A 26,461-nucleotide genomic window follows, 5' to 3' on the forward strand; every position below is an offset into this window, starting at 1 on the left:
ACTTTCTTATATTTCCTTTTCAATTATAACCTTTAATTCAGAGGCGGCAGCTGATCCATCTTTACGGGAAGAGACCTGTACACGCCATTGATATACCTTTGCAGTACAGTGATATCAGCAGCTGTAATCGAGCCGTCTTTAAGCAGATCCGCACTTTCTCTCTGAAGATCGTTAAGCTCTATCTGACCTGTAACATACTTTCTGAGAGTGATAAGATCGAAGGAATTTATCTCGCCGTCGCCGTTTATGTCGCCCGAACCCTTTGGAACAACATCACTTACCTGCTTTTTATCGTCAGGAGGATTTGTTTTATCATCAGGATCGTTTTTGTCATCGCCGATGTTTGTATTATTATTTGTGTCCTGACCATTATCGTCCATTGCAACAAAGAGCTGAGTCCAGTAATAACCATATGTGCTGTTCTGCTCATATGCGCAGCCGACGCCTATATGTGTGTACTCGGGACTAAGGATAGCTCTCCAGTGATTCGGTGAATTTTTCCACTGCTCGAAGGTCTGCTCGGCAGTTCCGAAGCCTGCTGCCAGATTCTCACCTGCGCAGGTCAAAGGGATAAGATTTGTATCTATGATAGTAGCGAAAGAATCGCCCATTTCATAATTGATCTCATCTTTCAGTATCTGTCTGATAAAGCTCAATGTAAGCGCGTCCTTCTTGGAAGAAGTGAAGCTCTTATTATTAGCAGCCCATTTTACGGTGATATTTTTTTCACTGAGCATATTCTTGGTCTTTTCGAGCTGTTCCGCAGTAAGCTCATCATTAAATATGAACTTTGCAGTATTCTGAAGGTTTACAAAGTCTATCTTGTTAACATTCCTGATAACTGCATTGATCGTATTGACAGCATCTTCATCAGCATCAACGGGAGTTATGACTCTGTCGTCGTCGCTCCACACAACGCTCAGGTTCTTGACCTGGAACTGTCTGTTGAGCTTTGCAAACTGATACTCGGTCACGTCCTCATTGAATTCAAATATACCGTCAACATATGTATGCTCGGGGCATCCGCATTCTTCGAGGATCTCATTTATCCTGCCTATAGTTTCGTCATTGTTTTCGCAGGCTTCAACGTAGTCCAGATCATCGCCCCAGACAACAGCTATCTCATTTTCTGCGAAGCTTTGATCGAGCTTTTCGATAAGAGCAGCATCGAGCTCCTCATCGAAAACGAATCTGCCTGTTACGAACTCATAATCAGGGCAATTATAGTTGTCGAGGATGGACCTTATCTCGTCAATGATAATATCGTCCACGATCCATGAGGTAAATTCAGTCTTGTCCTCATTCCACTGGACATTGATATTTCTCTCCTTGAGCATGTTTTCGATGTTTTCGACCTGCTTATTGAATGGATTATGAAGCTTGAAGGTCCTCTTGCCGGGACGATAGTGAGCGAAATCAAAGATTATCTCTCTTGCACGCTCGCGTGCCTTATCGTCGAGGTAATAATGCTCTTTCAGAGGCTGAAGACGAGGAAGAAGCTCTTCGCCGTTCTTGGCTCTTTCAACATTCTCGGCATCGATCCTCTTATTTTCTTCTTCACGCGCCTCGTTTACGAGTCGGACGATCTCCTCGGATCTCTTCTTCAGATCAACATCTGATGGTTTTTCATCAACGGCATGAGTTCTGCAAGGACCATTCATAACAGAACAGCATACCATGATGACAGTCAGCAAAACGGCTGTCGCATCACGCCATAATCTCTTAACATTACTCATACCTGCACCCCCTTTTAGAGAAAATTTCTCTCTGTTTATATTTTAGCACAAGTAAATATAATTTTAAAGAGGGTTTAGGGCAAATTAGCAAATTTCACAATTAAATTCTACGTTTTGTACAACAAAAATTATACTGCACGTAGTTTTTGTCTTTTCTTATCCTAAAAATAATTCAAATATTTGGCTATATAGCGTTAATCTTTATCACTGTTATTAATTATTTCAGAAATCTGTCCGAAATAACGGTCTATAGAAAGGATATTTATCTTGATATACTCCTCGATGAGATCGATGACATCGCCGCTTTTTACGATAGCGTTTGTGAGCACAACGACCTCTCCGTTTTCATCTATGAACATCTTGCAGCCAAAGCAGCCCGGGTCTGCGTTGAAGTGGTTGACCAGCGCATAAAGGTCGGGACCTGCTTTTGTGAATACAGCTATCTTGCTGAGAGCAAGGCTGAGAGCGCCGTTCTCATCATTGAAGTGAATGAGGACAAAGGGCATTATCTCTTCGTAATTCGGGAGCTTTGTACGGAATCTTATAAGGTTCTCGTCCTCCTTGTTGAGCTCGTATGTTATTCCTCTCTTGTCAAGAAGGTCGCGGAATTCTGAGATCACTCTGTTTGTTTTGATATTATTGTTTTCCATTATTATTTCCTCCAGTCGTGCATTTTCGTTTAAAATGCTATAACTCATTATATCATACTGCGCATTATTTGTCAATAATGATCTATAAAAGGGAAAAAGCGCCCGAAATCGAGCGCTTTGACCTTTAGGGTGGTTTATATGAAAAATGAAGATGTCTTGAACACTATTGTTTTCTTTCTCTTTCTCCTGTCTTGACTGTATTATAGAGCACGGATATGTGTATTTTGTGATAGAAAGCTGAATTAAAGAAAAAAACCTATTGAAAAATTGAGAATTGAAAATGTAGAATGGAGAATTATGGTATCGCTTACGCGATATTATTCAAATCAGTCCGCATAGCGGACACATTCATTCTCAATTCTAAATTCTCAATTCTCAATAAAAAGCGCGCACAATGTGCGCGCTCTTGTTACTTATCCATACCTGATACAGTAAAGCTGACCTCCACATTTTTCCACTGGGCAAAGTCATCTCTGCTGACTATCTGTGCTGAGAAGCTGCCGTCGTTTACCTCGGTAGGCGAATTGGTATCGCCGTTGTTGAAGAGAGCTCCCTCAGCAGACCTTGCATCAGCGGGCAGACCGTCATCGCTGACCCATTCGTTGTAGATATTGGCGCGTACAGAGCCGCTTTCCGTATTGGTATAGCTCTTTTTCGCAAGCTCTATGTCCCTGCCGTCCACCTTTATTCCCTTGATAGTTATAACAGCATCGGGCATTGTCTTTTCCGCATCGTCGATTATAACTGCCGCAAAGCCAAGTCCCTTTACGACAAATTCGCCGTTGATATCTCCCGTGGTATCGTACCTGAAACCGTTGGTATCCGCAGTAACGCTCACGGTATAATCGCCGTTGCCCTCGATATGGGCTATACCCGCATCATAGGAGAGCTGATTGTTCTTGTGGTCGTCCTTGTCGCCAAGGTACTGGACGCTGAAGCTCTCGTCCGCTATGGCAAGATAAGCGTCCCCCGATACAGCGTCTACCGCGTCGTTGGCGTCAACGCCCTCGATAGTTTCCGATGCGGCTTCTGTGGCAGGCTCGGGAGCTTTAGTTGTACTGCTGCTTTTTTTGTCCTTGGAGCTGCACGAGGCTGCTCCAAAAAGCATTGCGAGAGCCGCAGCAGCAGCCGTTATTTTTCTGATATCCATGTTTTTACCCCTTCGTATATCATCATGTCAGCTCGAACATTCCCGTATAGAGCTGATAGTACTTTCCGTGCTGAGCTATGAGCTCATTGTGGTTGCCGCGCTCGATTATCTTGCCGTGCTCCAGAACCATGATAGCGTGAGAATTGCGTACCGTGGACAGTCTGTGTGCGATAACGAATACCGTTCTGCCCTCCATAAGGGAGTCCATACCCTTTTCGATAAGAGCCTCTGTACGGGTATCGATAGAGCTTGTAGCCTCGTCGAGGATAAGCACGGGCGGGTCCGCAACGGCTGCTCTTGCAATGGCAAGGAGCTGTCGCTGTCCCTGTGAGAGGTTGGCACCGTCTGCGGTGAGCATGGTGTCGTAGCCGTTTTCAAGGTGTCTTATGAAGCTGTCCGCATTTGCAAGCCTTGCAGCTGCGTAGACCTCCTCGTCGGTGGCGTCAAGCTTTCCGTAGCGGATATTCTCCATGACAGTACCCGTGAAAAGATGGGTATCCTGCAAAACTATGGACTGTGAACGGCGCAGGTCGTCCTTCTTTATCTTGTTGATGTTTATGCCGTCGTAGCGTATCTTGCCCTCTGGCACATCGTAGAATCGGTTGATAAGGTTGATTATGGTGGTCTTTCCCGCACCTGTGGAGCCTACAAAGGCTATCTTCTGTCCCGGCTTCGCGTAGAGCGAGATACCGTTGAGAACAGTCTTGTTGGGCTCATAGCCGAATACCACATCGTCGAACTCCACATTGCCGCGGACTTCCTTGTAGGTAACGGTGCCGTCGGCCTTGTGGGGGTGTCTCCAAGCCCAGTGACCCGTGCGCTTGTCGGTCTCCTTTACAGAGCCGTCGGGAGCTATCTCCGCATTGACCAGCGTTACATAGCCCTCGTCAGTCTCGGGCTCCTCGTCGATAACGCGGAATATACGCTCAGCACCTGCAAGGGCAGTGAGCACGGAGTTGAACTGCTGTGATACAGTGGTTATGGGGTGAGAGAATGAACGTGTGAACTGCAAATAGGAAACCACAGTGCCCACAGTCATGCCGCCTATGCCCTTTACTGCCATGATACCGCCTGCAATGGCTGTAACAGCGTAGTGTACATAGGACAGGTTGTTCATGATAGGCATGAGGATACTTGCAAAGGTATTGGCGTGAGTAGCCGCCTTGCAGAGCTCCTCGTTGAGAACGGTGAACTCTTCGTTTGCCTTGTCCTCGTGGTTGAACACCTTGACTACCTTTTGTCCGTCTATCATTTCCTCGATGTAGCCGTTGACGCTTCCCAGAGCCTTCTGCTGAGCAATGAAGCCCTTTCCGCTCCGTGAGCCCACAAAGCCGATGACTCTGATAATGATGAACAGCATAATGACCACAAGTATGGTAAGTCTCCAGCTGTAGATGAGCATTGCGGCGAATACACCGATTATGGTTATGGCTGAGCTTATGAACTGGGCGATACTGTTGCTGAGCATTTCGCGGATAGCGTCCGTATCGTTGGTGTAGAGGCTCATGAGCTCACCGTGAGTGTGCTTGTCGAAGAAGCGTATGGGAAGCATTTCCATTTTGCAGAAAAGGTCGTTTCTTATACGCATAAGGGTGGTGGTGGATATTCTCAGCATGATGCGCATATACAGTAACGATGACAGTGCACCGCAGACGTATATAACTATCATCACCATGAGTATGCCGATGAATTTTCCGTACTTCCAGTCACCTGTTTTAAGGGCGTCCTCAATGTTGTCGATTATGGGTTTTAACAGGTAGTTGCCTGCTATGCCTGCTCCCGAGCTGATAAAAATCGCTATGACCACGAATACGAACTGTATGCGGAAGCCGTGCATATAGCTGAATATGCGTTTCAGCGTACCAAATGTATTCTCGGGCTTTGCCATTGGTCTTTGCTGCGGTTTAGGCGGCATTATTCATCAGCTCCTTTCTGCTGTGAGTCATATACCTCGCGGTATATCTCACTTTTCTGCATGAGCTCGTCATGGGTGCCGATGTCGGTTATCTTACCGCCGTCCATGACGATTATGCGGTCAGCGTCCATGACGGAGGATATACGCTGAGCGATGATGATAGTAGTGGTATCGGCAAGCTTTTCCCTGAAAGCCTTGCGGATACTGCTGTCGGTAGCTGTATCAACAGCGCTTGTCGAGTCATCGAGAATGATTATCTTTGGCTTTTTCAGAAGAGCTCTTGCGATACAAAGTCTCTGCTTCTGACCGCCCGAAACGTTTACGCCGCCCTGTCCGAGATCGGTGTCGTAGCCGTCGGGGAAGCTCATAATAAAGTCATGTGCGCAGGCAGCCTTGCAGGCTTCCATTATCTCCTCGTCTGTGGCGTTCTCGTCGCCCCAGCGGAGATTGTCCCTGATAGTACCCGAGAAGAGCACGTTCTTCTGGAGCACCATAGCCACCTGATCTCTCAGGGTCTCAAGGGAGTATTCCTTTACATCGTGACCGCCTACCTTTACAGTGCCCGCAGTTGCGTCATAAAGACGGGGTATGAGCTGTACCAGCGAGGACTTTGAGGAGCCCGTACCGCCGATGATACCGATAGTTTCGCCCGAAGCAATATCCAAGCTGATATTTTCAAGGGCAAGATTGTTCATATCGTCGTAGTAGCTGAAGCTCACCTTGTCGAACACTACAGAGCCGTCCTCTGCGGAAACGCCCTCGGCTGCGGAGTCCTTTATGGAGGGCTCCTCTGTAAGTACCTCATAGACACGCTGTATGGAAGCTCTTGATACAACGAACATGATGAAGAGCATCGAAAGCATCATAAGTGAGAGAAGTATCTGTCCCACATACATGATGAAGCTTGAAAGCGCACCTGTTTCGATATCGCCGTCAACAGCCATATGTCCGCCGAAATAGAGGATAGCCGCTATACTGAAATACATTACCAGCTGCATTATGGGCATACCCAGTATTACCAGCTTTTCAGCAGCAAACTGAGCCTTGCGCACTGTAGAGGTGTTCTCCTCGAACTGTTTTTTCTCGTATTCCTCACGGGCAAAAGCCTTTACAACTCGGATACCGATGAGGTTTTCCTGTATCTTGCCGTTCATTACGTCATACTGCTTCAGCATCTTCTCAAAGCGGGGATGCGCCTTTTTGATGATAAGCAGCACCGAGCAGCCCAGCAGGGGTATTGCAAAAAGAAATACCACCGACAGCTTTGCATTCTGCCTGATCGCCATAACAGTTGCACATATCAGCATTATAGGCGAACGGAACGCCATTCGTATGAACATCATGAATGCGTTCTGTATATTTGTGACATCTGTTGTCAGTCTCGTTGTCAGTGAAGCTGTGGAGAACTTATCCACATTTGCAAAGGAAAAGCTCTGTACCTTGCGGAAAAGCCTGCTTCTCAGGTTCTTTGCAAAGCCCATTGCCGCAACAGCACTGAAGCGTGCCGCAAGAGCTCCGAAGCAGAGTGAGAATACAGCCATAAGCGCCATAAGTGCGCCCATTTTTGCCACATAGCCAATATCTCCCTTTTTGATACCGTTGTCGATTATCAGTGCCATTACCGCAGGTATGAGCACCTCCATGGCGACCTCTCCGATGATCGACACAGGAGACAGTATCGCCTGTTTCTTGTATTCTCCCACATTTGACAATACGGTTTTATACATACCGTCTGTTTTTTTCATAGGCATGACTCCTTTCTTCTTGTAAGCATAGTCCAACTTTTATTATAACATTTCCTCACTTTGATGTCAAATGTGAAACTGCCCTTGACAACCTTGGCAGACTATAGTAAAATTATTATATCAGTACATAAGCAGACTGATGTCTGCCATATTAACGGAGGTATTCTAAATGCTGAATTACAGACCAAAAATGTTTGATGAGGCTTCAAAGTCACACGCTTCAAAAAACATTTTCATAATCTCACTTATTTTTATAGCAGTTTTTATAGTTATAGCCATACTCGAATCCATTGTCCCGAGTATAATGACCATGAAGCCGCTCCTTGAAGAATTGGCGGAAAACGACCTTATGGGCACCGCGGCGCTTTCAGATCCGGGGGCAGTCATGGACATTTCCATAAGAGTCGCTTCAAAACCCGATGTAATGCTCGTTGGGCTGTTCTCCACCATATTCGGCACCATATGCACACTGATATACTGCCGCTGCATCGAGGTGAGAAAGGTCTCATCAATGGGCGCACGAAAGTCAAAGTTCTTACAGAATTACCTTTTGGGCTTCGTGATAGGTATCGCATTTATGACGGTGATATCACTTCTCGGCTTATTATTCGGCGTAAACAGCATAAAGCTCAGCGATGATATTGACTTTGGCTGGATAATGCTTTTCTTCTTCGGCTTCATCATTCAGGGCATGAGCGAGGAATTCATCTTCCGCGGATACTTTATGAACACCATTGGCGGAAGCGGCAAGCACACGCTGGTGGCAGTCGGTCTCAGCTCGCTGGCATTTGCAATCGCACATTGCGGAAACTCGGGCTTCGGTCCGCTGCCCTTCTTCAATCTCATACTTTTCGGCGTATTCGCAGCTCTCTACATGATATTATTCGACAATATCTGGGGTGTATGCGCGATACACTCACTCTGGAACTTCACACAGGGCAATATCTACGGAATAAGTGTCAGCGGTACAGGTAATACTCCGTCCATATTCCGCACCACGGCAAAGAGCTCCCATGCTTTCCTCACAGGCGGAGATTTCGGCATCGAGGGCAGTATCTTCACCACTATTGTGCTTCTTGCAGCAACAGCACTGGTACTGTACGGCATATCCAAGAAAGCCGCAGCACAGCCTGCGGAAGCAGCGTGACGCATAAAATAAACAGCCATAAAGAAGTAATTGCTTCTTTATGGCTGTTTTGCATTTATATTATTTTTTTGTCGTCAGTATCAGAAGTACAAGGTAGATGAGCTGTACCGAGAACGCAAGTATGATACCAATTGAGGTCTTTGCAATGGCTATGCCGCGGCGGGACTGTGCAGGTGTGGAAACAGGTAACCTACAGCCCTTTCTGAACACCAGAAGCAATACAAAGCCGATTATTCCCATAATTATGAGTCCCAGAGATATAAGTCCCATTACAACTTCGTTGTCGTTGAACTCGCTCATCACAGTGACCATTGTGTTTATGAAGATATGAACTACCACCGACGGTATGATGGAATTGTGCTTCATGTCGATATGTCCCATGAATACGCCGATAAGGAACGCCAGCATGAACTGGGGAAGATTTCCGTGGGCAAGTCCGAAGAAGACTGCCGAAGCTACGATGCCGAACCGCTGATTGGATTTGGAGAATATCTTCATCAGCGCTCCGCGGAAGAAGAGCTCCTCCGTGACAGGGGCGATAAAACAGGTGTATATGGTCATTATGGCCAATCCGAGCCCTGTCTTGCCGTAGTCGTCGTCCATGACATCGGTGGTGAAACCGTACTGGGAAACTATGTCCTCGATACCCGAGGATATATAAGCCGCAGTCACCCATATGAAAAGTCCCGCAAGGCAGTGGGTAACTGCGTCCGAGAAGTGATAATCGCGGGTCTTTATAAGTGACGAGGGCTTTATTTTTGCCCATTTAAGTCCGATAAATGCAAATAATACGTTTGCCGTCAGGAATGTCAGCATATTAATAGCAACGAATATAGCTCCCTTGGTCATGTAATGGCTGACCGCTCCCGTTGAAGCGTCAGGATTCACAGCGCGGAGAATGGCTGTGATACCGATCATCAGAAGCATTGCAAATATATTGGAGCCCGCAAACTGGAACAGCGCCGTAAATCCGCCTATATTGTAAAATTTCCTGATAGTGTTCTTTTCCACCTTTGCAGGCTCAAAGGGCACCGAAAACTCGGGCATGGTTATCCACGGAAGAATCTCCGAATAGTCGTCCCTGTACCAGCGGAATTCGGTAGGATTGTCAAAGGGGTCGTAGCTGTCGGTCTTTGTGGACTCTCTGTACTCCTTTTCCTTGGCTTCGAGCTGCTTGGTGAGATTATATATTTCATGGTTGAGCGCGGCATATTCCGCACTGTAGCCCTGTGTTTCGTTTATTTCCGTATGTTATCCCTGCCTTTCCGAATATATATCTGCTTTATATTCTACCACAAAGCCGTCAAAAAGTAAAGGGATACACATAATTTTCATTTTGCGGCAGAGATACTCAGTCCCTGAGCACTTTCGGCAGTATAGGGCTTGTCCGTACCCTTGACCGTAAGGGATATCCGCTTTCCGCTGCGGACAGCCTTTATCTCCGCTTCAACAGCGCCGCTGCGGTCATATATGACGGCCTCCGCGGTACAGCCCTCCTCCATGCCGTAAATGACTATCCTCATGCCGTCTGCGTAATCGTAGTCCGCAGTATCCTTGAAGCTGCCGTAAACTATTATGGAATTTGGCTTTGCATATAACGGCAGACCGAAGTAATCGTACTTCTTCGTGTACCAGCTGCCGCCCATGAGAGCCTCCCCTGTCTGTATATCCGTCCAGACGCCGCCCACAGGCAGATAGAAGCTGCACTCTCCGTCCTCGCTGAAAACAGGCGCCACAAGCAGTGAATCTCCCAGCATATACTGAGTGTCCACGGTGAGGGCGCTGCGGTCATAGCCGAAGTCCACAGCCATAGCACGCATAACGGGGACTCCCGTCAGGTGGGCTTTGACTGCATTCGCCCATATATAAGGCATGAGCCTGCCTTTAAGCTCCACAAAATGCCGTGATACATCGCAGCTCTCCTCGTCGAAATGCCACGGCACACGATAGGAGCTGTTGCCGTGATATCGGGAATGAGTGGACATGAGCCCGAAAGCTGTCCAGCGCTTGTAAAGGTCGGGCGTGCCCGTTGCCTCAAAGCCGCTGATATCGTGGGAGAAGAAGCCGAAGCCCGACATGCACAGGGAAAGTCCCCCTCTGAGGGTCTCCCCCATTGATTCGTATGAGGAGAAGCAGTCTCCGCCCCAGTGTACGGGGAACTGCTGACAGCCTGCCGTCGCCGCACGGGCAAAGAGACAGGCGCTGCCGTTGGCGGCTTCAAGAGCTTCAAAAACGGTCTTGTTGTAGATATAAGCGTAGTAGTTATGCATTTTATAGGGGTCGGAGCCGTCGAAATACTTCACATCGGTGGGGATACGCTCGCCGAAGTCGGTCTTTATGGCGTCCACGCCCATATCCGCAAGCTGACGTATCTTATCGGCAAACCAGCTCCGCGCCTTTGGATTGGTGAAGTCGATTATGCTCATGCCGGGCTGCCACATATCGCACTGGAACACCGAGCCGTCCCTGTTTTTCAGCAGATATCCCCTGTCAAGGCACTCCCTGAAGGCAGCAGACCTCTGACCGATATAGGGATTTATCCAAACGCATATCCTTATGCCTTTGGCTTTGAGCCGCTCTATCATCGCCTTCGGGTCGCTGAATTTCCTGTCATCCCACTCAAAGCCGCACCACTCGAATTCCTTCATCCAGAAGCAGTCGAAGTGGAAAACGTCAAGGGGTATGTTTCTCTGCTTCATCTCATCGATAAAGAAGCTGACCGTCTTTTCGTCGTACTCCGTAGTAAATGACGTGGACAGCCACAGTCCGAATGACCATGGAGGCGGCAGGGCAGGTCTGCCCGTAAGTGCTGTATACCGCTTGATGACTTCAGCTATGGACTCGCCGCCGAAGAGGAAGTATTCAAGGTGCTCCCCCTGTACCGAAAAGGCTGTTTTCGACACGGTCTCGCTGCCTACCTCGAAGCTGACACGCTCGGGGTGATTGACGAAAACGCCGTAATTTCGGGACGACACAAAGAAAGGCACAGACTTGTAGCTCTGCTCCGTACAGGTGCCGCCGTCGTTGTTCCATACCTCAACGGACTGCCCGTTCTTCACGAATGAGGTGAACTTCTCGCCAAAGCCGTAGATGTACTCCCCCACGGCAAGGTTCAGCATCTCGCGGATATGGGTATTCCCGCCGTTGTCCCATTTGTCGAAGAATCGCTTGTCAGCCTCTGCGGACTCACGGGCGCTTCTGTGCCACGGCTCCTCCTCGATTATGGAGGTGGTGCGCCAGCCCGACTTTGTAAGGAGCCTGTCCCCGTACCAGTAGGAGATATCCCAGTCCTTTTTGCTCTTGCCTATTCTAACGGAGGTCTTTCCAGAGATGAGCTCCCAGCCGCTGCGGTGTTTTTTTATCACCGGCTTGAAGTCCTTGTCCTCGTTCAGTGCAAAAGCAGGAGCGGTCTTTCTCTCGCCGCTGAAATGCTCGATGCGGACCTTGATGCTGTTTTCAAGGGTAGAGGTGAACCTCACCGTGAACATGGGGCCGCCCAGAGTCATGCCCCTGTTGGAGATGAAGCTGGAAGCGGCATAGACCGTGATTGAGTTTTCATCGGCTTCCGTGTCATATATCTGCACAGCCCAGCGGACATTATAGCCCGTCCTGCTGAGCCAGTATCCGTCGGAGATCTTCATTGTATCAGCTCCTTTGTTGATGTTGTACTAATCATAACATTTTTTTCGTTCAATTTCAATGGAAATCCTTTTTTATATTCAAAAAATCCACCTGTCCGTTTTTTTACAAATGGTAATCTTATTCATGCGGTTTTCCACATGTATATCACTATTTGTGCCTTGCGGAGCATAAAAATCTCTTTGCCGAAAAATGGACTGATGCAGGCTTTTTGCCGATTCTGTCAGGATAACGCGATATTACGCCGTATGCAGATAACATGATACATCATGCAAAATATCACTGATTTCTTACGATTTTATTTTTATGCTAAAAATAGTAACTTGTTTACCGCAATTTTAAATCAGTGCGCAAATTTTGGGCATTTCCTGCGTTTTGTACACCTAATCTTTATTTTTTAGGTTGCAATCTTTAATACATTAGGGTAAAATGGGAGTAACAGCATAAAATGATATAAAATATATCATGACGTTGAACGAAAAATATACATTATAATGAGGAGGAGAATGTAAATGAAAGCAAAAAAGTTTATTGCCGGTCTTACGGCAGCAAGCTGCCTTTCAGGGGTTGTAGCCACAATGCCCGACGTCGTACTGCGCACATATGCTGCAGAGATCGTTTCAAATGATTTCGAGTGCAGTTACGAAGGCTGGTATAATGAAGGCGATTACACTGAGCTCACAGCTCAGCCCGGAGGCGGCGCAGGATCTTCACGAGGCATGAAGATCACAGGACGTCTCAGCAAGGAGGAAGGCGTAGCTTCTTCAAAGGGTCTTTACCTTTTCGGCGGCGACAAGTACACCTACAGTGTTAAGGTATACAGCGAGACCACTCAGAAGTTCCACTTCACTCTTCTTACTATCGACGATGAAACAGGCGAGGAAAGAACTGTTGAGCTCGATTCCAAGAACGTAAAGGCCGGCGAGTGGACAGAGCTTAAGGGTACTGACAGAGCTTCTAAGGCGAGCTACGAGTACAAGCTCAGGATCTATACAGATTCAACCGATGACTTCTCGTTCGATGATTTCCTTATCATGGGTGACAAGGCAGCTAATGAGGCACATGCTGCTCCCGCAGGCAAGGGACTCAAGGACGAATTCGCAAAGTACTTCCGCGTAGGTAATATCCTCAACGGCGGTACTGTAACAAACAGCGGTATCACAGGTATTATCCTGAAGGATCACAACGCTATCGAGTGCGAGAACGAGACAAAGCCTGATGCTACTATCGTTCAGAACGGCTCAACAAATACAAACGTCAAGGTTTCACTCAGCCGCTGCGCAGCTATCTGCGACTTCGCACAGAAGAACAATATCGCTTTCAGAGGACATACCCTCGTATGGCACAGCCAGACTCCTGACTGGTTCTTCAAGACAGACTTCAGCAATAACGGCTCATGGGTAAACACAACTGTAATGGATCAGCGTATGGAAAGCTACATAAAGAATATGTTCAATGCTTTCGCTACTCAGTATCCACAGCTCAACCTTTACTCATACGACGTATGTAACGAGGTTATCAACGACGGTACAGCTTCACAGGGCGGTGTAAGACCTTCAAACGGTAACGGAAGCTCCAAGTGGGCTCAGGTTTACGGCGGCAACGGCTTCGTTGAAAAGGCTTTCACCTATGCAAGAAAGTACGCTCCCGAGGGCTGTCAGCTCTTCTACAACGACTATAACGAGTTCGCTAACGACAAGCAGAACTGTATCATCAATACTATCCTCAAACCTCTCAAGGCTAAGGGACTCATCGACGGTATGGGTATGCAGTCTCACCTCAACTGCGCTGCAAGCAACGCATGGGGCGATACAAACTCTTACCTCGCTGCTATGGATAAGTACCTCAACCTCGGTCTCGATGTTCAGGTAACAGAGCTCGACCTCTCAACTGAGGGCGGCAAGTACTCAATGGCAGACCAGGCTAACAAGTACAAGGCTATCTTCAAACACGCTATGGACTGGAATAAAAACCATCCAAACGGACCTTTCGTATCACTCGTTCAGGTCTGGGGACCAAACGACAACAACTCATGGGTCGGTACAGATAAGTCAAGCGGCAGAAGCAACGCTCCTCTCCTGTACAACGGAAGCAACCAGCCTAAGGAAGCTTACAGCGCTATAACAAGCCTCGTTCCCGACAGCGACTGGGGAACAGGTATCCCGTACACAGGTCCGAGAGCTAACGGCGGCGGTACTTATGTTCCACCCGAGCCGCCTAAGGCTGACGAGAGAGGCTACTGGTTTGAAAGCACATTCGAGAACGGCACAGACAACTGGACAGGCAGAGGCTCTGCTTCAGTTGATACAAGCAGCTCCGCTAAGTACGCAGGCAGCAAGTCGCTCTATGTAAGCGGACGTGAAGCTTCATGGAACGGCGCAGCACTTACTCTTAACACACAGGCATTCGAGCCTGGTCAGGAGTACAGCTTCTCTGTAAACGCTATGACAAATTCAGGCGACGCTGTTACAGAGTTCAAGTTCACTCTCCAGTACAATGACGGTTCTGAGACTCAGTACGCTGAGATCGCTACAGCTTCCGCACCTAAGGGTGAGTGGGTACAGCTTGCAAACACAAATTACAAGATCCCCGCAGGCGCTTCCGATATGCAGATCTATGTTGAAACTACAGATGAGAACAATACTGTAGACTTCTTCATCGACAATGCAGTCGGTGCTGTTGCAGGAACTAAGATCCCCGGCGCAGGACAGCCTGAAGTTCCGAATAACGGTTCAAACACAACTCCTGTATCTACTACACTTCACTACGGTGATATCAACTACGACGGTTCTATCAACTCCTTCGACCTCGTTGAAGCAAGAAAGGGCCTCATCGCAGGCGGCTTCTCAGATTCAAACGCTCAGAAGGCAGCTGACGTAAACCAGAACAGAGAATTCAATGTTGCAGACCTTCTCCTCCTTCAGGAGTTCGTTCTCGGCAAGATCAGCGAATTCCCAGTAGAGAAGCCCGTAGTTACAACACTTGAAGATCCTTCAAAGTACGAGGCTAAGTTCAGCGGTCTCTCACTTGCAGAGAGCTTCAAGAAGCAGAACGAGAACAACCCGCTTTATACTCAGCGTTTCGGTGCTGACCCGGGCTGGATGGTATACGACGGAAGACTTTACGTTTACACAACAGCTGATGAATTCGCATACAAGAATAATCAGATGATCGAAAACGACTATTCTTCAGGTTATATCAACTGCTTATCAACAGCAGACCTCGTAAACTGGACTGACCACGGTCAGATCCCTGTTGCAAAGACAAGAGTAAACGGCACACCTATTGCAAAATGGGCTAACAACGCATGGGCTCCTGACGCTGCATGGAAGAATATCAACGGACAGGATAAGTTCTTCCTCTACTTTGCAAACAACGGTTCAGGTATCGGCGTTATCACTGCTGACGACCCGACATTCACAAAGAATGTAAAGGATCCTCTCGGTCACGAACTCATTTCAAGAAGCACACCTAACAGTAACGTAACATGGCTCTTCGACCCGGGCGTTTACTATGATCCTGATACAAAGACAGGTATCATCGCATACGGCGGCGGTGTTCCAAGCGGACAGGCTGCTCAGACAAAGCAGGGACGTATCGCTAAGCTCGGCGACGACATGATCTCAATCTCAGGTACACCTATCGATCCGGGTACACCTTACCTCTTCGAGGATTCAAGCATGATCAAGATCGGCAACACATGGTATTATTCATTCTGCCACAACTGGAATGTTCCCGGTGGTACAAGCGTAAACGGTCAGTCATTCAGCAATGCTGATATCGGTTACATGACATCAACAAATCCGCTCAGCGGCTACCAGTATCAGGGTGTTGTATTCAAGAACACAGGTACACAGAGACTTGATAACGGCGGTAACAACCACCACTCAATTATCGAATTCAAGGGCGGCTACTATGTACTTTATCACTCACGTCAGCTTGAGATGCGTATGGGCGTTAACGGCGGCAAGGGTCTTAACTACAGATCACCCTGTATCGATAAGGCAACTTTAAACAACGGCAAGATCACATGTAACGGTTCACAGACAGGTGTAAGCCAGATTGAGAACCTCAACCCATATGAGACTGTACAGGCTGAAACAATGTCTAACCAGTCCAAGAACATAAGCATCAGCGGTGTTGGCAACACAACTGTAAAGGTAAAGAAGGGCGACTGGATCAAGGTCAGCGGCGTTGACCTCAGCAATGGCGTATCTTCTATCACAGTAAAGGGAAGCGGCAACGCATACGTTAAGTTCTGTGTAGGTTCTACAACAGGTACTTGCATCGGTTACGGCGAGCTCAACGGCAGCGAGAACGAACTCGCAGCAGTAGAGAATGACGTAAACGGCGTTAAGGATATCTACATGGTATTCAGCGGCGACTGCGAATTCGATTACTGGAAGTTCGCTTGATCGCAAACAAATAAGGGGCACAGCTCCTAAACCCTCAGGTTATAACTGCTGCCGCTAACTGCACTACAAGCGGCAGCAGATTTATAATAATTCCAAAACTTAATTGTAAGGGACAAATCAGAACAGGAAAGCCGTGCTTAGGCAGCACGGCTTTCTTGTTGCCCGAAATAAAATGGAGGGCAACAACGGGCATAGGTTTTGTTTACAGCGGGCGGATAATATCCGCCACTACAAGAAAAGGAGTACCTCTCGGTACTCCTTTTTTATATCTCAAATATATCATCGTAGCTGACGTTCAGCAGCTTTTTCAGCAGTATTATCTCGTCGGGGTAAAGGTGGCGCTGTCCCACTTCTATCTTGGCAAGGGCGCTCCGCGTGATGTCGCAGCCGTTGACCTGCAACCGCGCCGAGAGCTGTTCCTGCGTAATATCGGCTTTTTCACGCAGCCGCCTGATGTTGTTCCCTACCGCCTTTTCCACCTCTTTATTCATAGTGCACAAATCCTCCAGTTAAATTTCTGCACTAAAATAAGTGCAAACCTATTGCTTTTATTATATCCATATGTTATAATAAAATTGCACCTAAATAGGTGCAAAACAGATAAAACCACCATTAAGGAGGATATGAATATGGCTAACAGAATAAGAAGATGCTCAACCAAAAAAGAATTCGAGCAGTTAATCGACGACTATGTAACACAGGGGTATAAGATACAGTCTCAAGGCGAGAACAATGCATTAGTCGTAAAAGAAAAGAAAAAAGATCATGTTAAAGTCGCTCTTTTAACTGTATGGTGGACCTGCGGGATAGGTAATCTTATCTATGCTTTAATGCCCGCAAAAATTGAAGATGAAGTCATGATTAAAATTGAAAATTCCTAAAGGTAGAAGCGGCTGAACCAAACGGTTCAGCCGCTTTCCTTATTTATAAAACGTGACGTCGAGTGACTACTTACAGCGGGCGGATAATATCCGCCCCTACACAGCACGACGGGCTGTCGAGGACGCCACCCCCTACAGATTTCATGGTTACAGGCGGGCGGCGAAACGCCGCCCCTACTACTCACTACTCACTAATATCTACTCACTGAAAAAAGGAGACCAATGGTCTCCTTTCTTCACAATATGAAGCAGATAAGTCCCGAGCAGCCCTCGTTGATGACGCGCTCCAGGGTCTCCTGCAATTTCATTCGTGCGTCCACAGGCATTTTGAACAGCTTGCTGTGAAGCCCCTCGTTCACCAGCTCGTGGAGAGACTTCCCGAAGATATTGCTCTCCCATATCTTCTTTGGGTCGTCGTCAAAGCCGTCCAGCAGATACATGACAAGCTCCTCGGACTGCCGCTCAGTTCCCACGATTGGACTGATAGTGGTATTGATATTGGCTTTCATAAGGTGTATTGACGGGGCGGAGGCTTTGAGCTTCACGCCGTATTTGCCGCCCTGACGAATAATTTTCGGCTCCTCGAGGGACATCTCCTCAAGCTCGGGCATGACGATACCGTAGCCCGTGGCTTCCACCTCCGCAAGGGCAGGCTCTATGCGCTTGTACTTACGGCGAATGTCGTTGAGCTCCGACAGCAGGGGCATGAGGTCGCTTTCGCTCTCTATCTCGATACCCGTGGTCTCCCCCAGTATCTTGTAGAACAGGCTGTTGTCCAGCTCCGCAGTGATTGTCACCGAGCCCTTGCCAAGGTCAATGCCCGATACCTCCGCCTTGACCACGTTGGGGCACTCCCCCATTGCGGCGGCGGCTTCCTCAGCCTCGCGGACAAGGCGTATGTCCTTTGCGGCGCTGCGTATGCAGTCCAGTATCTCGGATTTCAGCCAGTGTCCTTTATCGAGGGTGTTTATCCACCGCGCCGTGCGGATATTTATCTCCTTGATCGGGAACGAGAAGAGTATCTCCCGCATAATGCCGCGGATATCCTCTTCCGTCAGTTCAAGGCAGTTCACGGGTATGACCTTTGCGTCGTAGCGCTCCGTGAGCTGCTCCGCCAGTGCCCTTGCTTCGGGAGAACTGGGGTCAACGGTGTTGAGTATGACCACAAAGGGCTTGCCCAGCTCCCGAAGCTCGCGGATAACGCGCTCCTCGCACTCCTCGTACTCCTCACGCGGGATATCCGTCACAGAGCCGTCCGTAGTGATTACCAGCCCTATGGTGGAGTGCTCCGTGATGACCTTTTGTGTGCCTATCTCCGCCGCCATATTGAAGGGTATCTCCTCGTCGAACCATGAGGTCATGACCATTCGGGGCTGCTCGTTTTCGATATAGCCCAGAGAGCTGGGAACGATGTACCCCACACAGTCGATGAGCCGAACATTGAAGGCTGCGCCGTCCCCAAGGTCTATGCGGACAGCCTCCTCGGGGATAAACTTGGGCTCTGTGGTCATAATGGTCTTGCCTGCGGCGGACTGGGGCAGCTCGTCGAGAGCCCTCTCCCGCTTGAACTCGCTGGAGATATTGGGTATCACAAGGGATTCCATGAACCGTTTGATAAAGGTGGACTTGCCCGTGCGCACAGGTCCCACCACACCTATGTAAATATCGCCGCCTGTGCGCTCGGCGATATTGCTGTATATATCTTTAGTCATGTTTTGCTCCTTAATCTGTATTTGTAGGGGCTGATGCCTACATCAGCCCACAGTTTTTTATATTTAACGGGGCGATGTTGGCATCGCCCCCTACAGAGTTGCTTCACGATACTATAGGGATAAGCAGCATGCCGCCGTTTTCAAGGCGCTCGCCGCTGAGCTCGTTTTCTTCCATGATAGCTTCCACGCTGGTGCTGTAGCGCTTGGCAATGTCCCAGACATTCTCGTTTTCGATGCTGAAATACAGCTTTATTGCATAGTCACCGTCGCGCTCCTTTTTGGCGGAGTCGTCGATAACTATGTTTGTGACCGCCTTTATGGAGTCGGAGCTGTATACCGAAAGCTTCACGGCAATATCAGACCTTGCTGTAAGAACTCCCTCCGCGGATATGTCATAGGCAGTCTCCTTAACGCTTACCTCAGCCGATACATATGCTCCGCTTATATCCTCGGGCAGCCCTATGGTCTCCTCAAAGGCTTCGTCACGGTCGGGCATGACTATCATGCCTGCGCTGTCCTTAGCCGCCATGGAATAGGACAGCATACCGCTGATAACTACGGAGCGCCCGTCCTCACCGATACGGGTGTTGATGTTCTTTGGCTCGCTCCACATGGCGTAAATGGTCTGTGGCACGGTGTCTCCCTCACCAAGCTTTGCGGTATGGCGGAAGCTTTCGTCGTATGCCGCAGGTATCTGCTCGGCTTTTATCTCGGACATTTCAACATGGCAGGGGTAAACTGTTGAAAAGGCGTCCTCGGCTATCATTGCTGTGGCAGTTTTCACAGCTCGGCAGCCCAGACGTATCTCCGCCTCACAGCGCAGTATGCGGTTATTCCCGTCGCTGTCCGCGGCCGCTGTCACGGTACAGCTCACCACCTCGGGTGCGACTGCACATTCAAAGCTGTCGTCAATACCCTCAACGTCGATTATCTGGCTGTAGACCGGAGAGAAGCTCATGTGCTCCACAGCGCCGTCATTCCCCGAGTAAAGCAGCTCCACCTGCACCTCGCCCTTGGCAAGAAGCTTTCCCGAGATAAGCTTTGTATCACAGTCCGCAGCACGGCAGCGGCAGCTCAGAACACTTGACACGTCGGGCTGGGCGGGAGTGAGCTCCATATCCTCTTCGATACGGACGTTTTTCACGGCGTTTATCTTCTGCGCCGCAAACTTTACGGGAGCCTTTTTCAGCTGTATATTCATGCCGAATGCGTCGGATATGACCTCCTGCTCCTGCTGTCCCGCAACGCTTATCTTCACGGAAACAGCTCCCCGCAGATCGAGCCTGCGCTTGTTTACAGCGCGGTAGTTCACATGGTCGGTCTTGGGAATGAGCCTTACCTCGGCAGAATCCGCCGCTCTGCCCAGCTCAACCGTCCTTGTGAAGCTCCTGCGCTGGTCAACGGACTGTACTGCCGAGCTGTCCTCGCCGCAGTAGAGTATATGTATATCGCACATGAGCTCGTAGGTGAGCCTGTTGCCGCTGACGGACCAGTCCGTGATAACAGGCAGTGTATCACAGCGGATAAGCCTGAATATGTCGGGACAGTAATCAGGCAGAATGTAATCCATTTCGAGAGCCTGCTCCTGTACGCCGTCGTATATAGTTTCCGCAGCAGGAACGGTCTCTCTGTTGAGTTTTAATTCCATAAGGTCGACCTCCTTGAAGTTTTGCTTTGTGTAATTCTATTCAGAAAATATCCCATATATTCCTGTCCCGTTTTCTGACATTGACCATTGCTATTTGGTGCATTTTATGATACAATTATCCTATAGCTGATACGAAAGGAGCTGTTTCCCGTGAATGGCCCCGGATACTTTGGATACAAGGGCTATATCCTGAAAAATAACGGCGAGATACTGTATGACGCCGACATCTGCTGTATTGCTCATTTCAGTTATCCCGAGGATATCAGATATTATGTCAGATGCGAATTCCCCGTCAAGGTCGGTCTCCATGAGACCAGCTGTCCCGAGATATTGACAGAAAACGAAAATGAAGCAAAATACCTGCTGGATAATCCCAACAAGGTAGTTGAATGGCTCAGGGAGCGCATAAACAATGACCCGTCACTGAGCCGATATGTGGATCAGCCGATCATCGAAAAGGAGCATAAGCTGCCCAACTACGGCGGTGATCCTCAGCTTCTTGCCAAAACGCCCCGGTATATCATCTTCAAATGTCACCGGAAGGCATACGAGCAATACTGGCTTGCGTCGGACCCTCATGCCCAAAGTCAATTTGATTCCGCTCCCATATGGTCGTATACTCTGACAAAGGAACAGACAGCGGAGCTGCTCTCACAGCCCGAAAATATAATCCCGTTTTACCGTGCAATGCAGAAAGAGTACCCTTTGGGGCACTGAAATATCACAGATGCAGTCCTTCGGGACTGCTTTTTTTACCGCAAAAATCAGTTATCGCCCGTTTTGTGCAAAATCAATAAAAATCTCAAAAGATACATCTATGGAGTTGCTTTATTATAAAAAATATGATATAATAGTATCAACAATACAAAAGCAATGCTTTGCTTGCTTTTATTCTGCCCGAAATACGGGGCAAGAAAGGATAATATATGCTTCACGAGAAATCATGCGGCGCGATTGTCTACAGGAAATACCACGGCAATACGGAAATTCTGCTGATAAAGCACGTCAACAGCGGTCACTGGTCCTTTCCCAAGGGACATGTGGAAAAGGGCGAGACCGAGGTGGAGACTGCTCGTCGTGAGATAATGGAAGAAACGTCCATAGACGTGATAATTGATCCCACATTCAGAGAAACTGTGACCTATTCACCGAAAAAGGACACCATAAAGGTGGTCGTTTATTTCCTTGCAAAGGCGAAGAATGTTGATTTTACCCCGCAGGCAGGCGAGATAGCCGAGATACGCTGGGTGGACATCTCCTACGCAGGGAATATCCTCTCATATGAGAACGACAGGACTATCGTAGCCAAGGCAAAGACCGCTATCAAGGAGAATCACTGAAAAACTCCCCCACTATTGTGGGGGAGTTTTTAGCTGTCAGGCATGGGACGTCGAGGACGCCGTTCCCTACATGAGTTCATTGAGACTTGCGGGCGCCGAAACGGCGCCCCTACACACTCTCAACTCTCAACTAAAAAGGAACGCCAAAAGGCGTTCCTTAATTACGCATTATAATGTAACGGGCAGTCCGTTTATCTCGATAGTGGGGTCGTCAATATCTATAAGGAGGCATCTTCTGCCCTCCACCACGCTTGTGCGGACCTTATCAGCCGCAGAGGGCTTGATATTCACGGTTATACCGGGCGAAGTCAGCACTGTCTTGGTCTCCACAAGATTAGCCGCTGTGAGGGGAGCATTTCCGCAGACCTTTTCGTATACGGGCTCAACCATATTCACGCGCTCCTCCGGAAGTCCCACATCAACGAGGATATCCTTGAGCTTTGCATTGTCAATGACAACTCTGTCGGTATCCTCCTTGTTGTCCTCAACGACCTCCTGAATCTTCTCGTTTACGGTCTTGATGAGCATATAGTCAAGGTCGTCGCCAACAACGTTTTTGAGTATGCTCTGGAAGCTGTTCTTCTCGCTCTCGGCAGACATTACAAAGGTACAGCCGAGAACGTTCTCAACAACGGATACATTAGGCGATTTCACGTTCTTGGTGTAGTACATAACATGATTGATATCGGAGCTCCTGTTGCTGAAAACAGGGTAAAGGAAGCCGTCCGAGGGAGCCTTGCTGATAATGAGCTCGGTGTTGACCTTTTTGGTTATCTCATTGCCCACGCTGTCGAAAATAAAGCCGTCCTTGCTTGTATTCACCGGACAGATAGCCGTGAGGATATAGCGGTACATCTCGTCCTCGCCCTCTGCGAACTCGTCGTTCTTGTCCTTTTTGCGGATAGTGTATGTACAGTAGGCTGTTATAACAGCGAAAGGACCTGTGTAGGCTATATTGTTTGCGATATGGTTGAGGAAGTCCTCGCAAGCCACATCGTCTTTCAGCTCCGAGGTGAGCAGTGTATAGAGGATATTCTGAGGCTGCCCCTCGTCGTAAGCCTCATTGGGGAACTCGTACTCCACAAAAGCCTTGCCCACGTTGGTATTGAGGACCTTTTTCAGGGTCTCATCGTATACGTCGTGCTCCTCAACGGGCATGGTGAGACATGAGCTCACATTGTGGTAGCGGAGGTTCTTCTCCGCGTCTATAAACGCCGTGAGTACGCGCTCCATAATGAAAAAGCCGCTCTTATCGGAAAAATTCTTCTTTATTTCTGCCGTTTCTTTTTTATTCATTGTGTATTTCCTTTCCCGTGTAAAATAAAGCTGCCGCATAAATGCCGCAGCTTTTTATTATTATCTGACTGTGATAGTTCCGCTTGTCATATGTGTAAATGCGTATTTCTCGAAAGCAAGGTCGCCCTCAAGGTCGCGGAACATATCGGACTCCTTATAATAGAAGCCTAAATTGTATACCGTGCCGACCTGAGCGTCGTCGGGAACCTTCAGGAAGAATGTTGCTATATCTCCGTCGCCGCCCTGCTTGTCCATGAACATGGTGGTGAAGAAGAATGACAGCTGATGCTCCCTCACAAGCTCCTCGTCAAGATTCTCGCGCCAGTCCATAGCCACAAAGCCCGAATTGCCTGCAACAGCATTTCCAGGCTCATACTTGGCAGTATAGTTTTCTTCGTTTTCCAGCTGACATTCAAGCACATCAGGATAGGTAACATGGATCCCGCACATGCTCCACTTACCCTTAGCTCCCTTTACGGAAACCGTGACCTTTGCTGTCTCGCCAGGCTTAGCGCTTGTATCGCTTATTTTCAGCTCAGGACCGCTTTCAAGGTCGGGAACGTCCGCATATTTCAGCTTTATGAGCTCCATGCTCTCGGATAAGAACTCTCCGTTAGGAAGGTCACTGCTCTCAGAAGAAGCCGAAGTTGTCACGGCAGTCTCTGTGCTCTTATTTGAAGAAGTGGGCTGCTTTTTTTCCATACAGCCCGTAAGACCTGCGGCAGTCATAGCAGCAGCCATAAAAGCCGCAGTAAACTTATGCTTCATCTTTTGCTTTCTCCTTTCTGCCCTTAACGACCAGCTCGCCGTCCTTGGCAGATATTTCTATCTTTCCTATCTCAGAAGCCTTTTCTATAATGATGTCAGCCACCTTATCCTCAATTTCCTGACGGATAACACGGCGGATATCTCTTGCGCCGTAGGGCTTTCCGAAAGATTTCTCCGCAATGAGCTTCAGCGCATCGTCTGTATAGCCGAGGGTGATATTCTTTTCGGCAAGGGGCTCATTCATCTCGTCAAGGTTGAGGGCAGCTATCTTAGCGTAGTCCTCCTTGGTGAGATCCTTGAACACTACTATCTCGTCGATACGGCTTATGAATTCGGGACGCAGGAAATCTCTCAGTCCCTTCATAGCCTTATCCCTTGTGACCTCATTGGCTGTGCGGTTGAAGCCCACACCAATGCTCTTGTCTGTAGAGCCTGCATTTGAGGTCATACAGATTATGGTATTTGCAAAGTTTACAGTTCTGCCGTGGGCGTCGTCCACCTTGCCCTCGTCCAGTATCTGCATGAGTATATTCATAACGTCGGGGTGAGCCTTTTCGATCTCGTCGAAGAGTATTACAGAGTAAGGCTTGCGGCGCACCTTTTCGGTGAGCTGTCCTGCCTCCTCATAGCCTACATAGCCGGGAGGAGAGCCTATCATACGGGCAACGGAGTGCTTCTCCATATACTCTGTCATATCAAGTCTGATAAGCGGGTCGGGAGAATCAAAGAGCTCCTCGGCAAGAACCTTTACAAGCTCTGTCTTGCCCACGCCTGTAGGACCCACGAATATGAACGAAGCAGGTCTGCGGCGCTTGCTCAGCTGTACTCTTGTGCGCTTGATAGCTCTTGTGAGCACGCCTACAGCCTCGTCCTGACCGATAATGCGCTTCTTGAGGGAGTCCTCCAGCCTTGCTATCTTCATGAACTCGTTCTCTGCGATCTTGCTTGCGGGGATACCCGTCCAGCGCTCGATGACCTTGGTAACGTCAGACTCCACAACGTTTACGTTCTCAGCCTTTTCCTTTGCCGCAGCCGCGCTCTCACGGGTGTGTATGAGCTTGCCCTTGACCTCTGCAAGTGCCTTGTAGTCTATCTCTTCCTCCTCGGATATGGAGCTTTCCATATCCTCCAGTATCTTTATCTCCTTTTTGAGTTTCTCATACTCGGCTATCTCGGCAGAGCGTATGGAAGCGTATGCGCAGCTCTCGTCCAGCAGGTCGATAGCCTTATCGGGCAGGAATCTGTCAGTGATATATCTCTCTGAAAGAACAGCACAGACTCTTACCAGATAGTCTGAGATGTGTACTCTGTGGAATTCTTCATAGTACTTCTTGATGCCCACAAGAACGTTAACTGTGTCCTCGATAGTAGGCTCGTTTACGGTAACAGGCTGGAAACGGCGCTCCAGAGCGGAGTCCTTTTCGATGTACTTGCGGTATTCACCGAAGGTTGTAGCACCTATTACCTGCACCTCGCCTCTTGAAAGGGCAGGCTTCAGGATATTTGCGGCGTTCATGGAGCCCTCTGAGTCTCCTGCGCCTACAAGGTTATGCACCTCGTCGATAAAGAGTATGATATTGCCCTCTTTCTTTACCTCGTCAACAAGTCCCTTTACACGGCTCTCAAACTGTCCGCGGAACTGAGTTCCCGCAACGAGAGCTGTAAGATCGAGGAGGTATATCTTCTTATCCGCAAGGTTGAAGGGCACATCGCCCTCGTTTATGCGCAGAGCTATACCCTCTGCGATAGCTGTCTTACCGACACCGGGTTCACCGATGAGACAGGGGTTGTTTTTGGTACGTCTTGAAAGTATCTGTATAACTCTTGCTATCTCGTCATCTCTGCCGATGATAGCGTCAAGCTTTCCCTCAGCAGCTTTCTGTGATAGATTGGTGCAGTAGCTTCCGAGGAACTTAGGCTCCTTCTGCCTTTTTTCCTTATTCCTGCTGCCGAAGCCGCCGCTTTTTTTCTCCTTGTTTTCCGATGGCTTATCATCGTCGGAGCTTCCGCGAATACCTCCGAACAGGCTTCTCGGATCAAATCCGCCCTTGCTGTCATCAGCATCGGAGCTTTCTCCTTCGCCCTCATTTCCCCCGAACATATTTGTGATGAAATCAGGAAGTACGCCCGAGCCTCCCATTTCAAAGCTGTCGCCGTCCAGCATTCCCATCATCTGGTCGGAGAGCTGATCCAGCTCCTCGTCGGTTATACCCAGCTTATCCATGTATTCCTTTATCTGAGGGATATTCTGCGCTCTCGCACATGAAAGGCACAGACCCTCGTTTTTCTTCTCGTTTCCCTGCACAGAGGTTATGAAAACCACCGCAGGTCTTTTTTTGCATTTACTGCACATTATCATCAGGCAGTTCCTCCTGTAAGTTATTCAGTGATCGCCTGCCCCATGGCAGGCAGCTCAGGG

General features: G+C 48.6%; 18 protein-coding genes. 5 read left to right on the forward strand and 13 right to left on the reverse strand.

The window, feature by feature from the left end; genetic code table 11:
- Positions 1-32: 32 nt before the first annotated feature.
- The 5 genes from N774_RS18275 to N774_RS0109440 all read right to left on the reverse strand — a co-directional run bounded on the left by N774_RS18275 (position 33) and on the right by N774_RS0109440 (position 7,178).
- A complete protein-coding gene (locus tag N774_RS18275) occupies positions 33-1,736 on the reverse strand; it encodes a CAP domain-containing protein (RefSeq protein WP_024860999.1) in 1,704 nt (567 codons plus the stop codon).
- A gap of 194 nt (positions 1,737-1,930) precedes the next feature.
- The gene (locus N774_RS0109425) at positions 1,931-2,386 is read right to left on the reverse strand and encodes a YbjN domain-containing protein (RefSeq protein ID WP_024861000.1); all 456 of its coding nucleotides are present in this window, start codon (positions 2,384-2,386) and stop codon (positions 1,931-1,933) included.
- Positions 2,387-2,795: 409 nt separating this feature from the next.
- The gene (locus tag N774_RS0109430; protein ID WP_024861001.1) at positions 2,796-3,536 is read right to left on the reverse strand and encodes a hypothetical protein; all 741 of its coding nucleotides are present in this window, start codon (positions 3,534-3,536) and stop codon (positions 2,796-2,798) included.
- Between the two features lie 22 nt (positions 3,537-3,558).
- On the reverse strand, positions 3,559-5,451 hold the full coding sequence (locus N774_RS0109435; protein WP_024861002.1) for an ABC transporter ATP-binding protein: 1,893 nt from the start codon (positions 5,449-5,451) through the stop codon (positions 3,559-3,561).
- Positions 5,451-7,178, reverse strand: coding sequence for an ABC transporter ATP-binding protein (locus tag N774_RS0109440; protein WP_024861003.1), 1,728 nt, complete (start codon positions 7,176-7,178; stop codon positions 5,451-5,453). The genes N774_RS0109435 and N774_RS0109440 overlap by 1 nt, the downstream gene beginning before the upstream one ends.
- Before the next feature lie 187 nt (positions 7,179-7,365).
- On the opposite strand from N774_RS0109440, the gene N774_RS0109445 reads away from it, so the two are divergent.
- Positions 7,366-8,343 (forward strand): CPBP family intramembrane glutamic endopeptidase, encoded by a 978-nt coding sequence (locus N774_RS0109445; protein WP_024861004.1) that lies wholly within the window; start codon positions 7,366-7,368, stop codon positions 8,341-8,343.
- Positions 8,344-8,403: 60 nt separating this feature from the next.
- On the opposite strand, the gene N774_RS0109450 is transcribed toward N774_RS0109445, so the two are convergent.
- A complete protein-coding gene (locus N774_RS0109450) occupies positions 8,404-9,390 on the reverse strand; it encodes a CPBP family intramembrane glutamic endopeptidase (RefSeq protein ID WP_024861005.1) in 987 nt (328 codons plus the stop codon).
- A 284-nt stretch (positions 9,391-9,674) separates the two neighbouring features.
- Positions 9,675-11,984, reverse strand: coding sequence for an alpha-xylosidase (yicI, locus tag N774_RS0109455; protein WP_024861006.1), 2,310 nt, complete (start codon positions 11,982-11,984; stop codon positions 9,675-9,677).
- Positions 11,985-12,494: 510 nt separating this feature from the next.
- Between yicI and N774_RS0109460 the strand changes: the two genes are divergently transcribed.
- Positions 12,495-16,397, forward strand: coding sequence for an endo-1,4-beta-xylanase (locus N774_RS0109460; protein ID WP_024861007.1), 3,903 nt, complete (start codon positions 12,495-12,497; stop codon positions 16,395-16,397).
- Between the two features lie 263 nt (positions 16,398-16,660).
- Here the strand turns inward: N774_RS0109460 and N774_RS0109465 are convergent, their stop codons facing one another.
- Positions 16,661-16,888 carry a helix-turn-helix domain-containing protein gene (locus N774_RS0109465; RefSeq protein WP_024861008.1) on the reverse strand — a complete coding sequence of 76 codons (228 nt, stop codon included), beginning with the start codon at positions 16,886-16,888 and terminating at the stop codon, positions 16,661-16,663.
- Positions 16,889-17,026: 138 nt separating this feature from the next.
- Between N774_RS0109465 and N774_RS0109470 the strand changes: the two genes are divergently transcribed.
- A complete protein-coding gene (locus N774_RS0109470; protein WP_024861009.1) occupies positions 17,027-17,278 on the forward strand; it encodes a hypothetical protein in 252 nt (83 codons plus the stop codon).
- Positions 17,279-17,514: 236 nt separating this feature from the next.
- Here the strand turns inward: N774_RS0109470 and spoIVA are convergent, their stop codons facing one another.
- Both spoIVA and N774_RS0109480 read right to left on the reverse strand, forming a co-directional pair.
- Positions 17,515-18,990 carry a stage IV sporulation protein A gene (gene spoIVA / locus N774_RS0109475; RefSeq protein ID WP_024861010.1) on the reverse strand — a complete coding sequence of 492 codons (1,476 nt, stop codon included), beginning with the start codon at positions 18,988-18,990 and terminating at the stop codon, positions 17,515-17,517.
- Between the two features lie 103 nt (positions 18,991-19,093).
- Positions 19,094-20,638 (reverse strand): DUF3794 and LysM peptidoglycan-binding domain-containing protein, encoded by a 1,545-nt coding sequence (locus N774_RS0109480; protein WP_024861011.1) that lies wholly within the window; start codon positions 20,636-20,638, stop codon positions 19,094-19,096.
- 150 nt (positions 20,639-20,788) lie between these two features.
- On the opposite strand from N774_RS0109480, the gene N774_RS0109485 reads away from it, so the two are divergent.
- Together N774_RS0109485 and N774_RS0109490 are read left to right on the forward strand one after the other, a co-directional pair.
- The gene (locus tag N774_RS0109485) at positions 20,789-21,355 is read left to right on the forward strand and encodes a hypothetical protein (protein WP_024861012.1); all 567 of its coding nucleotides are present in this window, start codon (positions 20,789-20,791) and stop codon (positions 21,353-21,355) included.
- A 209-nt stretch (positions 21,356-21,564) separates the two neighbouring features.
- Complete coding sequence (locus N774_RS0109490) at positions 21,565-21,978, forward strand: bis(5'-nucleosyl)-tetraphosphatase (protein WP_024861013.1); 414 nt, start codon at positions 21,565-21,567, stop codon at positions 21,976-21,978.
- Positions 21,979-22,146: 168 nt separating this feature from the next.
- Here the strand turns inward: N774_RS0109490 and N774_RS0109495 are convergent, their stop codons facing one another.
- Genes N774_RS0109495 through N774_RS0109505 form a run of 3 tightly spaced genes read right to left on the reverse strand, consistent with a single transcriptional unit; the run spans position 22,147 to position 26,401 of the window.
- On the reverse strand, positions 22,147-23,274 hold the full coding sequence (locus N774_RS0109495) for a DUF4317 domain-containing protein (protein ID WP_024861014.1): 1,128 nt from the start codon (positions 23,272-23,274) through the stop codon (positions 22,147-22,149).
- A 60-nt stretch (positions 23,275-23,334) separates the two neighbouring features.
- Positions 23,335-24,042, reverse strand: a complete 708-nt coding sequence (locus tag N774_RS0109500) for a cohesin domain-containing protein (protein WP_024861015.1) — start codon at positions 24,040-24,042, stop codon at positions 23,335-23,337.
- Positions 24,032-26,401, reverse strand: a complete 2,370-nt coding sequence (locus N774_RS0109505) for an ATP-dependent Clp protease ATP-binding subunit (RefSeq protein WP_196231546.1) — start codon at positions 26,399-26,401, stop codon at positions 24,032-24,034. The genes N774_RS0109500 and N774_RS0109505 overlap by 11 nt, the downstream gene beginning before the upstream one ends.
- Positions 26,402-26,461: the final 60 nt, after the last annotated feature.

The organism is Ruminococcus flavefaciens AE3010, from assembly GCF_000526795.1.
Classification (GTDB): Bacteria; Bacillota; Clostridia; order Oscillospirales; family Ruminococcaceae; genus Ruminococcus; species Ruminococcus flavefaciens_D.

Bases quoted from the DNA above. Each gene is read 5' to 3' on its own strand.
- N774_RS0109490 (WP_024861013.1), top strand. From the start codon at position 21,565: ATGCTTCACGAGAAATCATGCGGCGCGATTGTCTACAGGAAATACCAC.
- spoIVA (WP_024861010.1), bottom strand. From the start codon at position 18,990: ATGACTAAAGATATATACAGCAATATCGCCGAGCGCACAGGCGGCGAT.
- N774_RS0109470 (WP_024861009.1), top strand. From the start codon at position 17,027: ATGGCTAACAGAATAAGAAGATGCTCAACCAAAAAAGAATTCGAGCAG.
- N774_RS0109425 (WP_024861000.1), bottom strand. From the start codon at position 2,386: ATGGAAAACAATAATATCAAAACAAACAGAGTGATCTCAGAATTCCGC.
- N774_RS0109450 (WP_024861005.1), bottom strand. From the start codon at position 9,390: ATGCCCGAGTTTTCGGTGCCCTTTGAGCCTGCAAAGGTGGAAAAGAAC.
- N774_RS0109440 (WP_024861003.1), bottom strand. From the start codon at position 7,178: ATGTATAAAACCGTATTGTCAAATGTGGGAGAATACAAGAAACAGGCG.
- N774_RS0109460 (WP_024861007.1), top strand. From the start codon at position 12,495: ATGAAAGCAAAAAAGTTTATTGCCGGTCTTACGGCAGCAAGCTGCCTT.
- yicI (WP_024861006.1), bottom strand. From the start codon at position 11,984: ATGAAGATCTCCGACGGATACTGGCTCAGCAGGACGGGCTATAATGTC.
- N774_RS18275 (WP_024860999.1), bottom strand. From the start codon at position 1,736: ATGAGTAATGTTAAGAGATTATGGCGTGATGCGACAGCCGTTTTGCTG.
- N774_RS0109500 (WP_024861015.1), bottom strand. From the start codon at position 24,042: ATGAAGCATAAGTTTACTGCGGCTTTTATGGCTGCTGCTATGACTGCC.
- N774_RS0109430 (WP_024861001.1), bottom strand. From the start codon at position 3,536: ATGGATATCAGAAAAATAACGGCTGCTGCTGCGGCTCTCGCAATGCTT.
- N774_RS0109465 (WP_024861008.1), bottom strand. From the start codon at position 16,888: ATGAATAAAGAGGTGGAAAAGGCGGTAGGGAACAACATCAGGCGGCTG.
- N774_RS0109480 (WP_024861011.1), bottom strand. From the start codon at position 20,638: ATGGAATTAAAACTCAACAGAGAGACCGTTCCTGCTGCGGAAACTATA.
- N774_RS0109505 (WP_196231546.1), bottom strand. From the start codon at position 26,401: ATGATAATGTGCAGTAAATGCAAAAAAAGACCTGCGGTGGTTTTCATA.
- N774_RS0109495 (WP_024861014.1), bottom strand. From the start codon at position 23,274: ATGAATAAAAAAGAAACGGCAGAAATAAAGAAGAATTTTTCCGATAAG.
- N774_RS0109435 (WP_024861002.1), bottom strand. From the start codon at position 5,451: ATGCCGCCTAAACCGCAGCAAAGACCAATGGCAAAGCCCGAGAATACA.
- N774_RS0109445 (WP_024861004.1), top strand. From the start codon at position 7,366: ATGCTGAATTACAGACCAAAAATGTTTGATGAGGCTTCAAAGTCACAC.